Raw genomic sequence first — 14,463 nt, forward strand, 5'->3', positions numbered from 1 at the left:
TTAATCTTGGTCTCTTGTCATAAATATGGTGTTGTAGTCGTGCAACACAACCATATTGATGACTTTTTCCGTTGGATATATATGGTAAGCGCTAACGGGCGTTAAGATACGCGCAGCATATGATGCTGTCGGGGAGGAACAAATACGTGAAAACACTTAAGCGGGCAGGCGTCGGGCTGCTGACTTTTCTTGCGTTGGCGGCTATCGGCCTGGCGGTATGGGAACCGCTGTCCGTTGAAGCCGCCTCTGCCCCGCCGGAAGGCTCCTATGAAGCGCGGATTGTCCGTGATGAATTTGGGGTTCCGCATATTTTCGGCAAGACCGATGGGGATGTCGCTTATGGCGTCGCCTATGCCCATTCCGAAGATGATTTTGCGACGCTGCAGGAAGTGACGGCGATGACGCGGGGCCGGATGGCGACGCTCAACGGAGCGGACAGCGCGCCGATCGACTATATCGCGGCTTTGCTTGATGTCCGCGGGACTGTGACCCGCAAATATGATGATCTCCCCGCTGACGTCCGCGCTGTACTTGCCGGCTATGCCTCCGGTCTCAATGCTTATGCTGCGGATCATCCCGAGGAGGTCAGTCTGGCCAAATTATTCCCGGTCAATGGCCAGGATATTGCTGCTGGTTTTGTACTCCGCTCGCCATTTTTCTTCGGCCTTAACAATCCGATAGAAGCGCTGGTGCAGAACAAGCCACTCCCGAGAGAAGGCGGGCCGCGCCTGTCCGGCGAGCAAGAAAAAACGTCTATCCATCCGCTGAGCCCCGATAAGATAATAGAAGACGAGACCGTCACGCCGGTTGGACCCGATCCGGATGAGAACGGTTCCAACGCTTATGCAATTGCGCCGGAACGTTCTCCCGAAGGCAAGACCCGACTGATCTCAAATTCGCACCAGCCATTGCGCGGCAATGTCGCCTGGTACGAGCTGGTTGTGCATAGCGAAGACGGCTGGGATTTTGCCGGAGCCAATTTCCCCGGGTCGCCTTTCCCGTTTCTGGGGCATAATAAATATCTCGGCTGGACCAATACCGTCAACCGGCCTGATCTGGTCGATATCTACAAGCTGACGCTGAACGACAAGAAAGATGCCTACCGCTTTGATGGCGAATGGAAGCCGCTCGAGAAAAAGCGCGTCTGGCTGAAAATCAAATTTGGTCCCTTTGTCATTCCCTATCCGCAGGTCGCCTATCGGTCGATCCACGGGCCGGTCATCATGAACGACAGCGGGGCCTATGCGCTCCGCTACGCGGGTATCGACGATCTGGATATGCTGACCCAATATTACCGGATCAACAAGGCGAAAAATTTTGACGAATGGCAGGCGGCGATGGCGGGGCAGGGCGTTCCCGCGACCAACTTCATCTATGCCGATGCCGAGGGCAATATCGGGCTCTATTATAATGCGATGTTCCCCGACCGGCCCGAAGGCTATGACTGGCGAACGGTGCTGCCCGGCGATACCTCGGCGACGCTATGGCAACAACCTCTGCCGTTTACTCGTGTCCCCGCTCTGGTCAATCCGGCATCTGGCTATATCATGAACGCCAATAACACGCCGTTCATCGCGGCGGGGCCAGGGGACGAGCTCAACCCTGACAATTTCTCGCCGCTGCTCGGGGTCGAAGGTGACCAGACCAACCGCTCGCGCCGGTCGATTGCCTTGCTGGAACGCGCCAATGCCGACGGCAAGATCACCGACGCCGAATTGTGGGCGGTCAAATATGATACTGGCTACGAGAAAGCAGGCTATGCAAAAAATTGGCTAAGCAAGATTGCCGCGCTCGATTTGAAGGACAGCGCCAAACTGCTCAAGGCGCAGCAGCTGCTTGGTCAGTGGGACTGGAATCTCGATGGCAAGGGCGCTGCCGACGCGCTTGCGTTGATGGTCCTGCGTCCGGCGAACAAGTCGCATTACAACCGCGGCACTATGCCTGATCCACGACAGATACTGGAAGAAACGGTCGACCATCTGACCAAATATTTCGACCAGATCGATCCGCCGATGATGGATGTTCTACGGATGCGGCAGGGCGATGTCGATCTGCCGGTTGATGGAGGCAATGATACAATCCGCGCCTCGACCCTGTGGGATGTCGAAGACGATGGCCGGCTGAGCGTGCGCCACGGCGACAGTTTCATCCAGTTTGTCGAATGGTCCAGAGACGGCAAAGTCCACTCGCGCTCGATCCAGCCCTTCGGTGCTGCAACAACGCGGCCAAAGTCACCCCATTATACCGACCAGATGCAATTGTTTGTCGACAAGAAACTCAAACCGGTGTGGTTCGATCCCAAGGAGCTGGAGAAGCATAAGACAAGTGATAAGGTGGTGAAGAGCAAGCGCTAACCGACGGCTTCTCTACATCAAGCGCGGAGTACATGGAAGCAGCTGTGCTCAACACTTGGTGCGGAGCTTTGGCCTCAACCGGTGCAGTACGAAATCTAAGGCACCAGAACCGTATCTACCGCCTCCGGCAACAAATCCGGATAATCGGTAATATAATGCAATCCCCGGCTTTCTTTCCTTGCCAGCGCTGATTTCACAATCAAGTCCGCGACCTCGATCAGGTTGCGCAGTTCGATCAGATCCTGGGTCACACGGAAATTACCGTAATATTCCTGCACTTCGCCGCGCAGCAGGTCGATGCGATGCTGGGCGCGTTCGAGGCGTTTGGTGGTGCGAACGATGCCGACATAATTCCACATGAACCGGCGGATTTCGGTCCAGGTCTGCTTGATCACGACCTCTTCGTCGCTGTCGGTGACGCGGCTTTCATCCCAAGGGCGGATCGGGGGCGGGGCAGGGAGCTCGTCCCAATGTTCGGCGATATCCCGTGCTGCGGCGTCGCCGAAGACGAAACATTCTAGCAGACTATTGGAGGCCAGCCGGTTGGCGCCGTGCAAGCCGCTTTCGCTGGCTTCGCCCGCGGCATAGAGACCGGGCAAGTCGGTGCGTCCGGCGAGATCGATCAATATCCCGCCGCAGGTATAATGTTGCGCGGGCACGACCGGGATCGGTCCTTTTGTCATGTCGATGCCTAGCCCGAGGAGCTTGTCGTATATATTCGGGAAATGCCCCTTCACAAATTCCGGGTGGCGGTGGGAGATGTCTAGATGCACATAGTCCAGTCCGAGCCGTTTGATCTCGTGGTCATTGGCGCGGGCCACGATATCACGCGGAGCCAGTTCCATGCGTTCCGGATCAAAGCGATCCATATAGCGATCGCCAGCTTCGTCGCCTGCATCATCCGGCAATTTCAGATGCCCGCCTTCGCCGCGCACCGCCTCGGTGATCAGGAAATTCTTGACCTCGAGATTATAGAGGCAGGTTGGATGGAATTGCATCATCTCCATATTGGAAACCCGTGCGCCCGCGCGCCAGGCCATGGCTATGCCATCGCCGGTCGCGCCGCGTGGTGCGGTGGAGAATAGATAGGTCCGGCCAGCGCCTCCGCTGGCCATGATCGTTGCGCGCGAGGTCAAAGTTTCGACATGGCCGGTTGCGTTGTTGAGCGCGTAGACGCCCCAGACATGCTGGGCACCGGTGGGTGTTTCTGCATGACGGTCGACGATCAGGTCAATCGCTACCATATGCGGACGCAGGGTGATATTCGGATGCGCTGCAGCTGTATTCTGCAACGCTTCCTGAACGGCCCAGCCGGTGGCGTCATCGACATGGACGATCCGGCGGTGGCTGTGCCCGCCTTCGCGGGTGAGATGGAGGACTTCTGCTTCCTTGTTGAACGGCACGCCCATATCCTCGAGCCGTTCAATCGCTGCTGGCGCATTTTCGACCACAAATTCAACAGTTTCGCGGCGGTTGAGGCCGGCACCCGCGACCATCGTGTCGTTGATATGATTGTCGAATGTATCGCCCGCGTCGAGCACGGCAGCAATTCCGCCCTGGGCCCATGACGTGGAACCGCCGGTGAGTTCACCCTTGGCGAGAACCAGCACTTTGTGAGTCCGGGCCAGCGTGATCGCGGCGCTCAATCCGGCCGCGCCGGAACCGATGATGATGACGTCGTGGTTCAATTGATAAATTCCGTTCGTCCTGAGCTTGTCGAAGAGTGTCTCTCTTCTGACAGGCGTGATCCGACAGGCTCACTACAGACGGGGCTGGAGCGCGCTATCCGCATTAAGCCGCTTTGGCGCGGGTAAGATTGAGGAACACATCCTCAAGATCCGCCTCTCTTGTCGTGACATCGACTATCGCAAAACCGCGTTCCTGTATCGCTGCCATCACGCCGCCGGCATTGGTCCTGTCCTTGTTATAGGTGACCGCTACCGTGCGCGCGCCAATGATTTCGGCTTTTTCGAAAAGGTCATTAGCGAAGGAGACCGCATCCTGCGCTTCGCTGATGTCGCGGTCCAACGTCAGCTCGACCAGTTTTTCACGCGCCATGTCGACCAGTTCCGGTGTTGGCTTGTTGGCGATCAGCTTGCCGTGGTTGATAATAGCGATCCGGTCGCACAGATTTTCTGCTTCTTCGAGATAATGGGTGGTCAGCACAATCGTCACGCCGGCCTTGTTGAGTTCGATCACATATTCCCAAAGCTGTTGCCGCAGATCGATATCGACGCCCGCAGTTGGTTCGTCGAGTACCAGAATCGGCGGAGAGTGGACCATCGCCTTGGCGACCAGCAGCCGGCGTTTCATGCCGCCCGACAATGTCCGGGCATAGGCGTTGGCCTTGTCCTCAAGATGCACCGCGCGAAGCAATTCCATCGTCCGGCGCTTTGCTTTCGAGACACCATAGAGCCCGGCCTGCACTTCCAGCGCTTCAAACGGCGTGAAGAACGGATCGAAAATAATCTCTTGCGGTACGATCCCGATCGACGCTTTGGCGTTGCGCGGACTGTCATCAATATCAAAACCCCAGATATTGGCGCTGCCGCCGGTTTTGCGTACCATTCCGGAGAGAATGTTGATCAGGGTAGACTTGCCCGCGCCATTGGGGCCCAAAAGCCCGAAGATCGAACCGCGAGGGACATCAAAACTGATGTCATCCAGAGCCTTTTGCCCTCCGGCATAGGTTTTCGAAAGATTCTTGATCGAGATCGCTGCATTGGTCATTCGCTTCGCATAAACATCTTGTCGGGGACAATCAAAGGCTTTGCTGTTTTAGAGTGAAGGGACTGCGTCGGCCCGTCTCCCATTCGATTTTGTGTAAATATGGCGGTTTTGAACCACTCCCCGTTTGAAATCCGGAAATCAACAATTGGCACTGTAACATTTGGTTAATCTAGATTTTCAATAATATTTAGTAGTTTGGCGTTTATAGCTTCGAGGGTGAACAACAGGACATATTTTGCGCGGACCAAATGGTCCGCATTTTATTGCGCGGCGCTTATTCCGCTATGTGCAATTCTATATGTCCCGCTGACTGTCGTCGAAGCGGCGTCCGGCAGTGCCCAAACACGAACGACGGTCAACCAGGGTGTGAACATCACCAAGAATGCAGACCTGCACTTCGGGAATTTTGCCGCAGGCACGACCCAGAGCCGGTTCAGCATCGATCCGGACACGGATGCCTTGACCCAATTGAGTGGCAATGCTGTCTCGTTGGGCGGAACCCGGACAGCTGCGTCGTTTTCGGCATTTGGAACGCCGCTGGAGCGGGTCCGCTTCACGGTCAGTCAAAACCAGATCAATCTGATTCGTGTTGGTGGCACCCAGACCATGCGAGTCGATCAATTTCGCCTTGATGGCGGGAATGGGACGAGGAACCGCTTTCTGAATGCGGCCGGGAGAGCCGACTACAAGCTTGGGGGACGGCTCACAATCGGCGCTAATCAGCCAGGGGGTGCTTATGTGGGGACATTCAACATCACTATTGATTATCAATGAACGGTGTCATTCCATCAATGGGATTACCGGGAAATTAACTATAGCTGTAAATGCAAAGTTGCAGCTTTCGACTTAGGGCAGTTTTTGTGAAGACCAGAGATCAAATTCTACCGCGCCTTATTGGCGGCCTGTTAATCGTGCTTGTCGCTCTGACCAGTGCACCGGCCGCCTTTGCGCAAACCGATACGGCCGAGGCTGATGCCGTGGTCGTCAGCCCGCTGTCGCTCGTGCCGGTTGACGATCTCAATTTCGGCAATCTGATTCCCGGGTTGCTGGGAGGCACCGCAATAGTAAGCACGTCGGGTGTCCGTACCGTGTCCGGAACAGTGGTTGCGGCAGGCGGTTCGGTGAGCAACGCCGAGTTTCAGGGCTATGGTACGGCTAACCGGTACGTATATATTACGACGGGGTCCGCTACCTATTTGCTTAATCGTGTCGGTGGGGGCGCCAATATGACGATGCGCTCGCTTACCCTGCAGGCGGATAATCTGACGCCGACATTTTTCCCCGGCCTCTTCCGCATAACGGCGACGGATGTGATTACGCTTCGTATCGGCGCGACTTTGGACGTAGGCCCCAGTCAGCAAACCGGTGTCTATGAAGCGACCTTCCCGCTCACCATGAACTATTTCTGATATTTGCAGGATTGCGCGACGCTCGATCCGTTGCTAATCGCTTCTACATGATTGACGCTCCGGAAATTGTCAGAACAACCAAGAAACGCAACGCTTGCGATGGTGCCACCGATATTCCGGGCGGCGCAGCCCTCGGTCATCCGCTTGTGTGGCTCGAGATTGACGAAAAAGGCTATGTCGACTGCGGCTATTGTGACCGGCGATTCGTTCTGAATGGCGGCCCTGCAGACGTTGCCCCGGCTCAGCCCGAAGAATAATCCGACATAGGGGGTGCAAGGCCCCCGATTCATTTCTATATGTAGGGAATGATAAAAAACCTTGATCCCCGCTCGTTCCTATATCGTCCCGATGGCCTCGACCCCGAGCGCGCAAAAGCGCTTGTTGCGGGCAGCCTGTCTGCTTGTGACGATGGTGAACTCTATCTGCAATATAGCGCGGTTGAGAGTTTCGGCTTTGATGATGGCCGTCTGAAAACTGCTGATTACAGCACCGACAGCGGCTTTGGCCTTCGCGGTGTCTCGGGCGAGATGACCGGTTTTTCTCACAGCAACGAAATCAGTGAAGCGGCGATCAAACGCGCTGCACAAACCCTGCAATTGCTCGATCCGGCCAAGGGCGAAAAGGCTCCGCCACCGCGCGGCAACAACCGGCATCTTTATGGCGAAGCCAATCCGCTGGAAGCCATTCCATTCGCGAAGAAAGTCGCTCTCTGCCAGCAGATTGATGCGGCCGCCCGCGCCCGCGATCCCCGCGTTGCCCAGGTTTCGGTGGGCCTGTCCGGCAGCTGGAGCGTGATTGAAATTGTCCGTCCCGATGGCTTCGTCGCCACGGATGTACGACCTCTGGTGCGGCTCAATGTTTCGATTGTGGCAGAGCAGAACGGCCGCCGTGAAAGCGGCAGCTTTGGCATGGGCGGGCGTTATCTCTATGACGAACTGTTCGAAGAAGCGCGCTGGAAACGCGCGGTCGACGAAGCGTTGGCGCAGGCTCTTGTCAATCTCGAGAGCGTCGACGCGCCTGCCGGCGAACAGACCGTGTTGCTCGGCCCAGGCTGGCCCGGCATCATTCTCCATGAAGCGATTGGTCACGGCCTCGAAGGCGACTTCAACCGCAAGGGCACTAGCGCTTTCTCCGGCAAAATCGGTCAACGCGTAGCCGCTCCCGGCGTTACCGTGGTCGACGATGGCTCGATCAGGGAACGGCGCGGCTCGCTGAGCATCGACGACGAAGGCACACCGACGCAGGAAAATGTGCTGATCGAGGACGGCATTTTGAAATGCTATATGCAGGACCGGCTCAACGCTCGATTGATGGGCGTTCCGGCAACGGGCAACGGGCGGCGCGAAAGCTATGCCCATGCGCCGATGCCCCGGATGACGAATACCTTCATGCGCGGCGGCAATGATGATCCGGCCGAGCTGATGAGCCGTGTGAAGAACGGAATATATGCCAAAAGCTTTGGCGGCGGACAGGTTGATATTGTCTCGGGCAAATTCGTCTTCTCCTGCACCGAGGCCTACAAGATCGAGAACGGCAAGCTCGGCGCGCCAATCAAGGGCGCAACCCTGATCGGCGACGGCCCGACCGTGCTGACCAAGGTGTCCGGTGTCGGCAATGACATGGCGCTCGACGAAGGCATCGGCATGTGCGGCAAGGGCGGGCAATCCGTGCCGGCTGGTGTTGGACAGCCGACCTTGCTGGTTGATAGTCTGACGGTCGGAGGGACGGCGTAAGCCCAGCGCACATATGACAAAAGCGGATATATCCTGATGGGCTGGGTTGATGAGATATTGACCTTCTGGTTCAAGGAACTCGATTCGAAAGACTGGTGGGCCAAAAGCGAAATGGTCGACGAACTCTGCAAAACCCGCTTTCTGGAGCTCTGGGAAGAGCAGAAGTCGAAAACCGCCGCTGACTTCTTGACGTCGCCAGAGACAGCGCTTGCGGCGACCATTCTGTTCGATCAGATCCCCCGCAATATGTTTCGCAATAGCGCCGATGCCTTTTCGACTGACCATCTGGCGCAGCAAATCGCCGAACAAGCGGTTAATCTGGAACTCGACGACAAGCTGCCTGAGCAGCAACGCCCATTCCTCTATATGCCGTTCATGCACGCAGAGGACCTGCAGTTGCAGAATAAGTCGGTCACGCTGTTCACGAAACTCGGCTCCAATGAGAAATTTGCCAATGAACATCGCGATGTGATCGCTCAATTTGGACGATTTCCGCATCGTAACGAGATTCTTGGGCGGCAATCTCGGCCTGAGGAAGTCGCAGCCATTGCTGCCGGGGCGAGTTGGTAACTCAATGCTGGTAGCAGCAGTGAAGCAAACCTGGCGGGCGTTGCAAATCTGGCCGGACAGAGCGCGCTGGAAGGCCGCTCTGGGCATAGCGCTCCCGACGACAGCGATTATTGCTCTCGCGGGCTATCTCGGCGGCTGGATAACGTTTGACCCGGTCGGCGATTTCCGGTCGGCATTGATCGCTGCCATCATCCTGTTCTTTGTTCCCGCCTTGGCCGAGGAACTTTTCTTCCGCGGCGTTCTCTTATCCTGGCTGGCGCGTTTTTCGCAGCGCTGGGGGAGCTGGCTTTCGGCCCTGCTGTTCATGCTCTGGTATCCGTTTCAGGCTTTGACCTTCGGCCCGCCATGGTCTGCTATCTTCCTCCAGCCCTCGTTTCTGTTTGCTACGTTCATATTGGGCATTATATTGACCCATATCCGGATCGTGTCACAATCTGTGTGGCCGGTTATCGCGATCCACTGGATATTAGTGCTGCTATGGAAGCTATTTTTCGGCGGCCCATTTTACTGAACGGGAATCTAGCATGGCGGATTTTTTTGATGCCCTGAACGATGATCATATCGCTTTCATCGCGAAACAGCCGATGTTCTTTGTCGCGACTGCGTCCAAAGACGGCCGGATCAATCTTTCGCCCAAGGGCTATGACGCGTTTCGGGTGATTGGCCCCAATCGGGTGGCCTATCTCGATCTGGGTGGTTCGGGCAATGAAACCCATGCCCATCTGGTTGCCGACGGCCGGGTGACAATCATGTTCAACAATTTTGCCAATCCGGCGCTGATCATGCGGTTCTATGGAACCGGACAGCCAGTTCTGCCGCAGGATAGCGGGTGGGAGGAACTGGCCGCGCATTTCGACATTCTTCCCGGCACCCGCCAGATTTTCGACATCCATGTCGACAGCATACAGACCAGCTGCGGCTGGGGTGTGCCGCAGATGGAGTTGAAAGCCGAGCGAGATACGTTGATCAAATATCATCGCCAGGCCGATCCCGACATCTGGGTGGAAAAAACCGCCGGCCGTGTGACAAGTATCGACGGTCTGCCGACGCGCGCGTCGGACCGCTATTTTGGCGAGCAATAGATCATGAGTCTGGTGGAACTGTCCCGGCACATGCACGGTGTCGAAGCCGAGATTATCCGTGGTCGGCTGGAAGCCGCCGGGATCGGAGCAGTCTGTTTCGATAGCGGTGTGAACATAGTCGAAGGAGCCGGTATCGCGCTTCCCGCTCGGGTTATGGTGCTGGCCGAGGATCTGGCAGAAGCAAAAGCAATATTGGCAGAGGACGTGTCGCTATGAGCGGAGCCGGAAAAATCTCGCTCGCCCTTGGCGGCGGCGCTGGTCTCGGCTGGACCCATATTGGTGTGCTCCGCGCGATTGATGAATCGCCGCTGGAAATTGCTGCCATTGCGGGCACTTCGATGGGTGCGATCGTTGGCGCCAGCTATGCGGTCGGCAAGCTCGACTATCTCGAGGACATGGCTCGCAACGTCAATTTCCGCAACATGCTGCGGTTCATGGACCCGCATTTCAAGCGCGGTGCCGTCATGGGTGCGCGCAATATCGAGAAAGAGCTGGGGATCGAATTCGGCGATCTCGACTTCGAGGACCTGCCGTTTCCGGTCGCTGCGGTCGCTGCTGACCTGCGTACCGGTGATACGATAATCATGAAATCGGGCAAGCTGGTGCCGGCCATCCGGGCCTCGATGTCACTGCCTGGAATATTCAAGCCGGTGCAACATGAAGGCCGGTTGCTCGTCGACGGAGGCGCTGCTTTGCCGGTTCCGGTGTCGCCGGTCCGCGAACTCGCGCCTGAGGCTTTGTGCCTGTCGGTCAACCTGCAGGATGATTTCATCAATCGTGCGATCGCGGCCGGGATCGCGGAACAAAAGGGCAAGGAACCCAATAGCCTGGCGATCGTAAAGGCATCGGTCGGCTTGTCGCTACGCAATCTCGGTCGCTATTCGCTGGCGCTCGACCCGCCCGACTTTGCGATGTCGCCGCCGGTTGGCCATATCGACATCCAGAACTTCACCCGCGCCGAGGAACTGATCGCCATCGGCCGACGCGAGACCGAGAAAGTCATCCCGCATATATTGGCCAAACTGGCCGAGGGGCGTGCCTAAATTTTGTGCATTCGTGCTGCAATGCACAAAATTTACTCTTTCTTAAGCGACTGAATTTCTTGAAAACCCTTTAAATCCATAGGCTTGTGATTCTGGCACGCGCCTTGCGATGTGTCCCCAAGTAACAACCATAGGGGGCGTAATGAAATTTATCATAGCCATAATCAAACCGTTCAAACTTGACGATGTTCGTGAAGCACTGACCGGTGTCGGCGTGTCCGGCATGACCGTAACCGAAGTCAAAGGCTTCGGTCGGCAAAAGGGCCAGACGGAAGTCTATCGCGGTGCAGAATATACCACCAACATGGTACCGAAACTGAAAATCGAAGTGGCTTGCAGCAGTGCTGTTGCCGCCCAGGCGGTCGAGGCCATTCAGGCAGCGGCCGGGACGGAATCGATCGGCGACGGCAAGATATTCATGCTTGGCCTTGAAGGCGCCGTTCGCATCCGCACCGGCGAAACCGGCGACACAGCAATTTAATCGGGGAAGCAGATAGACATGAGAAAATTTTTGACAAAACTGACGGGAATGGGGGCCTTAGCCAGCCTTTCCGTTCCAGCCTTTGCGCAAGAGGCTGCCGAGGTGGCCGCAGCCGTGCCCAATCCGGGGAACAATGCTTGGATGATGACGGCAACTATCCTGGTCTTGCTGATGATACTGCCGGGCCTCGCTTTGTTTTACGGCGGTCTGACACGCACCAAGAATATGTTGTCGACGATGACGCAAATCGGTGGAGCAGCCTGCCTCGCTATGCTGATCTGGGTCATGTATGGCTACGGTCTGGCGTTCGGACCTGAAGGCAATGCCTTCATCAGCTGGGGCAAGTTTTTCCTCGCTGGCGTAGACAGTTCCAGCACCGCTGCAACATTCTCCGACGAAGTGATCTCGGAATATGTGTTCATCTCCTTCCAGATGACCTTCGCGGCTATCACCCTGGCACTCGTGCTCGGGTCGGTTGTGGAGCGGATGAAATTCTCGGCGGTCATGGTGTTCGGCGCGGTCTGGTTGACGATCGTTTATTTCCCGATCGCTCATATGGTCTGGGCCGGCGGCGGATTGCTCTTTGAAATGGGCGCTCTCGACTTTGCTGGTGGTACGGTTGTGCATATCAATGCTGGTGTATCGGCGCTGGTTGCAGCTCTCATCCTCGGCAATCGCAAGGGCTATCCAAAAGAGCCAATGGCACCACACAGCCTGACGCTGACCATGATCGGTACCGGACTGCTCTGGGTTGGTTGGTTCGGCTTTAACGCTGGTTCCGAACTGGAAGCAGACGGCACAGCCGGCCTTGCGATGATCAACACATTTGTTGCCACTGCTTCGGGCGCCCTGTTCTGGATGCTGGCTGAAAAGATGAGCGGTCACAAAGGATCGGCACTGGGCTTCTGTTCAGGTGTAATCGCCGGTCTGGTTGCGGTAACACCTGCAGCGGGTAACAGCGGGCCTTTCGGTGCCATTGTCCTCGGTGCGGTTGCATCGCTGGTCTGCTACTATGCGGTTTCCTTCCTCAAACCGAAACTTGGTTATGATGATTCGCTGGATGCTTTCGGCATCCACGGCATCGGCGGCATGGTCGGTGCGATCGGTACCGGCATCGTCTATCAGCCAATGTTTGGCGGACCTGGCGACGGTTCTACGGCAATGGGTGCACAGGTTGTGACCCAGATCGTCGGTGTCCTGGTCACAATCGGCTGGGCTGGTGTCGGAACGGTTATCGCGATGTATACCGCCAAGCTGATCACCGGACTGCGGGTCACCGAAGAAGTCGAGCAAGAAGGTCTCGATCTCGGCGAACATGGTGAGCGCGCCTATAACTACTAATTCTAGAGTTTGGCGCCGGCCTTCCTCTCCCAAATCGGGTCGGCGCCTCCATTTGTTCCTCCTGCGAACAAGCAACTTTATGGCCGGTGATGTGAAAACATCCCGGCCTTTTTTGCGTTTCTAAGCCTCTGGCCTCTACCTTGTTTCATTTGCAATTATCGGGTGCGACTGTCATTTGCAGCCGCTTAGCCACAGCAAGGAACCGCCATGTCCTATAAAGATCAGACCAGTGAAATATTGCGCGGGATCGGCATATCCGCAGATCGCCTTTCTGACGGAGGACTTGCGGTTCACTCTCCGCTTACCGGAGAACAGATCGCGGCGGTCGGCATGACGGAGGCCAGCGCTGTCGATCGCACGATTGCGCGAGCCCATCAGGCATTTCTGCAATGGCGGTCGGTGCCAGCACCCCGGCGCGGTGAGCTGGTCCGGCTATTCGGCAATGCCTTGCGCGAGCATAAGGATGATCTCGCCCGGCTGGTCTCGATCGAGGCGGGAAAAATTCCATCCGAAGGCGCTGGCGAAGTGCAGGAAATGATCGATATTTGCGATTTTGCGGTCGGTCTTTCGCGTCAGCTATATGGTCTGACGATTGCTTCTGAACGGCCCGGCCACCGGATGATGGAAACCTGGCATCCGCTCGGCGTGGTTGGAGTGATATCGGCGTTTAATTTCCCGGTCGCGGTTTGGGCGTGGAACACAGCGATCGCTCTGGTCTGCGGCAACAGCGTGGTCTGGAAACCATCGGAGAAAACGCCTCTGACCGCTATGGCCTGCCACGCGATATTCGAACGGGTCGCAGCAGATTTTGAAGAAGCTCCTGAAGGTTTGACCGGCCTTGTCGTCGGCGCGCGTGATGTCGGGGAGATATTGGTTGATCACCCTCAGGTACCGCTGGTCTCGGCAACTGGTTCGACCGCGATGGGTAGGGCAGTGGGGCAACGCCTCGCCAGCCGCTTCGCCAAGTCGATATTGGAACTGGGTGGCAATAATGCCTGTATCGTGGCGCCTTCGGCTGATCTGGATATGGCTGTGCGCGGCATATTGTTCAGCGCGGTCGGCACGGCGGGGCAGCGCTGTACCAGTATGCGGCGGTTGTTCGTCCATGACGATATCTACGATGATCTGCTGACTCCGCTCAAAGCCGCTTATGCCAGCATCTCGATCGGCGACCCGCTGGCACAGGATGCCTTGGTCGGACCGCTTATCGACCAGGCTGCCTTTGACGGTATGCAAGACGCGCTGGCGCAAGCCAGAGAGCAGGGCGGGGCCGTGACCGGCGGCGCTCGCCACGACAGCGGTGTTACTGGAGCGTATTACGTCAAACCGGCATTGGTCGAGATGACGGAACAATCCGATATTGTCTGCCGCGAGACATTTGCACCGATCCTCTACGTGATGCGCTACAACGAACTGGATGAGGCCATGGCACTGCAAAATGCAGTCGGAGCGGGCTTGTCATCGTCGATCTTCACGATGAACATGCGCGAAGCCGAGCAATTTCTGTCAGCGGCCGGCTCCGATTGCGGCATTGCCAATGTCAATATTGGTACGTCCGGCGCAGAAATTGGTGGGGCTTTCGGCGGCGAAAAGGAAACCGGCGGTGGCCGGGAATCCGGCTCCGATGCGTGGAAAGCCTATATGCGCCGTGCGACCAACACCATCAACTATTCAGCCGACCTGCCGCTCGCACAAGGGGTGAATTTCGACCTATAGACTC

At 56.8% G+C, this 14,463-nt stretch carries 15 protein-coding genes; 13 read left to right on the top strand and 2 right to left on the bottom strand.

Features of this window, described 5'->3' with window-relative positions:
• The first annotated feature begins 146 nt into the window (after positions 1-146).
• Positions 147-2,354, top strand: coding sequence for an acylase (locus V7680_RS04295; RefSeq protein ID WP_335652060.1), 2,208 nt, complete (start codon positions 147-149; stop codon positions 2,352-2,354).
• A gap of 95 nt (positions 2,355-2,449) precedes the next feature.
• Here V7680_RS04295 and nadB read toward each other — a convergent pair whose 3' ends face one another.
• Positions 2,450-4,042 (bottom strand): L-aspartate oxidase, encoded by a 1,593-nt coding sequence (gene nadB / locus V7680_RS04300; protein WP_442954967.1) that lies wholly within the window; start codon positions 4,040-4,042, stop codon positions 2,450-2,452.
• Positions 4,043-4,145: 103 nt separating this feature from the next.
• A complete protein-coding gene (locus V7680_RS04305; protein WP_335652061.1) occupies positions 4,146-5,084 on the bottom strand; it encodes an ABC transporter ATP-binding protein in 939 nt (312 codons plus the stop codon).
• Between the two features lie 216 nt (positions 5,085-5,300).
• Between V7680_RS04305 and V7680_RS04310 the strand changes: the two genes are divergently transcribed.
• The 12 genes from V7680_RS04310 to amaB all read left to right on the top strand — a co-directional run bounded on the left by V7680_RS04310 (position 5,301) and on the right by amaB (position 14,459).
• Positions 5,301-5,858, top strand: coding sequence for a DUF4402 domain-containing protein (locus V7680_RS04310; protein ID WP_335652062.1), 558 nt, complete (start codon positions 5,301-5,303; stop codon positions 5,856-5,858).
• Between the two features lie 86 nt (positions 5,859-5,944).
• On the top strand, positions 5,945-6,493 hold the full coding sequence (locus V7680_RS04315; protein WP_335652063.1) for a DUF4402 domain-containing protein: 549 nt from the start codon (positions 5,945-5,947) through the stop codon (positions 6,491-6,493).
• A gap of 47 nt (positions 6,494-6,540) precedes the next feature.
• A complete protein-coding gene (locus tag V7680_RS04320; protein WP_335652064.1) occupies positions 6,541-6,750 on the top strand; it encodes a zinc-finger domain-containing protein in 210 nt (69 codons plus the stop codon).
• Positions 6,751-6,798: 48 nt separating this feature from the next.
• Positions 6,799-8,226 (top strand): metalloprotease TldD, encoded by a 1,428-nt coding sequence (gene tldD, locus V7680_RS04325; protein ID WP_335652065.1) that lies wholly within the window; start codon positions 6,799-6,801, stop codon positions 8,224-8,226.
• Between the two features lie 36 nt (positions 8,227-8,262).
• Positions 8,263-8,796: a DUF924 family protein gene (locus V7680_RS04330; RefSeq protein ID WP_335652066.1), complete on the top strand. Its 534-nt coding sequence runs from the start codon at positions 8,263-8,265 to the stop codon at positions 8,794-8,796.
• Between the two features lie 4 nt (positions 8,797-8,800).
• Positions 8,801-9,307 carry a CPBP family glutamic-type intramembrane protease gene (locus V7680_RS04335; RefSeq protein WP_335652067.1) on the top strand — a complete coding sequence of 169 codons (507 nt, stop codon included), beginning with the start codon at positions 8,801-8,803 and terminating at the stop codon, positions 9,305-9,307.
• Positions 9,308-9,320: 13 nt separating this feature from the next.
• Entirely contained in the window at positions 9,321-9,878 is a 558-nt protein-coding gene (locus V7680_RS04340) for a pyridoxamine 5'-phosphate oxidase family protein (protein WP_335652068.1), read from the top strand.
• Positions 9,879-9,881: 3 nt separating this feature from the next.
• On the top strand, positions 9,882-10,094 hold the full coding sequence (locus V7680_RS04345; RefSeq protein ID WP_335652069.1) for a putative signal transducing protein: 213 nt from the start codon (positions 9,882-9,884) through the stop codon (positions 10,092-10,094).
• Positions 10,091-10,921, top strand: coding sequence for a patatin-like phospholipase family protein (locus V7680_RS04350; RefSeq protein ID WP_335652070.1), 831 nt, complete (start codon positions 10,091-10,093; stop codon positions 10,919-10,921). The genes V7680_RS04345 and V7680_RS04350 overlap by 4 nt, the downstream gene beginning before the upstream one ends.
• A 142-nt stretch (positions 10,922-11,063) precedes the next feature.
• Positions 11,064-11,402 carry a P-II family nitrogen regulator gene (locus tag V7680_RS04355; RefSeq protein ID WP_335652071.1) on the top strand — a complete coding sequence of 113 codons (339 nt, stop codon included), beginning with the start codon at positions 11,064-11,066 and terminating at the stop codon, positions 11,400-11,402.
• Between the two features lie 18 nt (positions 11,403-11,420).
• Positions 11,421-12,743: an ammonium transporter gene (locus tag V7680_RS04360; RefSeq protein WP_335652072.1), complete on the top strand. Its 1,323-nt coding sequence runs from the start codon at positions 11,421-11,423 to the stop codon at positions 12,741-12,743.
• Between the two features lie 207 nt (positions 12,744-12,950).
• The gene (gene amaB, locus V7680_RS04365) at positions 12,951-14,459 is read left to right on the top strand and encodes an L-piperidine-6-carboxylate dehydrogenase (RefSeq protein ID WP_335652073.1); all 1,509 of its coding nucleotides are present in this window, start codon (positions 12,951-12,953) and stop codon (positions 14,457-14,459) included.
• Positions 14,460-14,463 lie beyond the last annotated feature (4 nt).

It is taken from the genome of Parasphingorhabdus sp. (assembly GCF_036963705.1).
GTDB lineage: Bacteria > Pseudomonadota > Alphaproteobacteria > Sphingomonadales > Sphingomonadaceae > Parasphingorhabdus.

Bases quoted from the DNA above. Each gene is read 5' to 3' on its own strand.
- V7680_RS04305 (WP_335652061.1), bottom strand. From the start codon at position 5,084: ATGACCAATGCAGCGATCTCGATCAAGAATCTTTCGAAAACCTATGCC.
- V7680_RS04320 (WP_335652064.1), top strand. From the start codon at position 6,541: ATGATTGACGCTCCGGAAATTGTCAGAACAACCAAGAAACGCAACGCT.
- tldD (WP_335652065.1), top strand. From the start codon at position 6,799: ATGATAAAAAACCTTGATCCCCGCTCGTTCCTATATCGTCCCGATGGC.
- V7680_RS04330 (WP_335652066.1), top strand. From the start codon at position 8,263: ATGGGCTGGGTTGATGAGATATTGACCTTCTGGTTCAAGGAACTCGAT.
- V7680_RS04335 (WP_335652067.1), top strand. From the start codon at position 8,801: ATGCTGGTAGCAGCAGTGAAGCAAACCTGGCGGGCGTTGCAAATCTGG.
- V7680_RS04340 (WP_335652068.1), top strand. From the start codon at position 9,321: ATGGCGGATTTTTTTGATGCCCTGAACGATGATCATATCGCTTTCATC.
- V7680_RS04345 (WP_335652069.1), top strand. From the start codon at position 9,882: ATGAGTCTGGTGGAACTGTCCCGGCACATGCACGGTGTCGAAGCCGAG.
- V7680_RS04350 (WP_335652070.1), top strand. From the start codon at position 10,091: ATGAGCGGAGCCGGAAAAATCTCGCTCGCCCTTGGCGGCGGCGCTGGT.
- V7680_RS04355 (WP_335652071.1), top strand. From the start codon at position 11,064: ATGAAATTTATCATAGCCATAATCAAACCGTTCAAACTTGACGATGTT.
- V7680_RS04360 (WP_335652072.1), top strand. From the start codon at position 11,421: ATGAGAAAATTTTTGACAAAACTGACGGGAATGGGGGCCTTAGCCAGC.
- amaB (WP_335652073.1), top strand. From the start codon at position 12,951: ATGTCCTATAAAGATCAGACCAGTGAAATATTGCGCGGGATCGGCATA.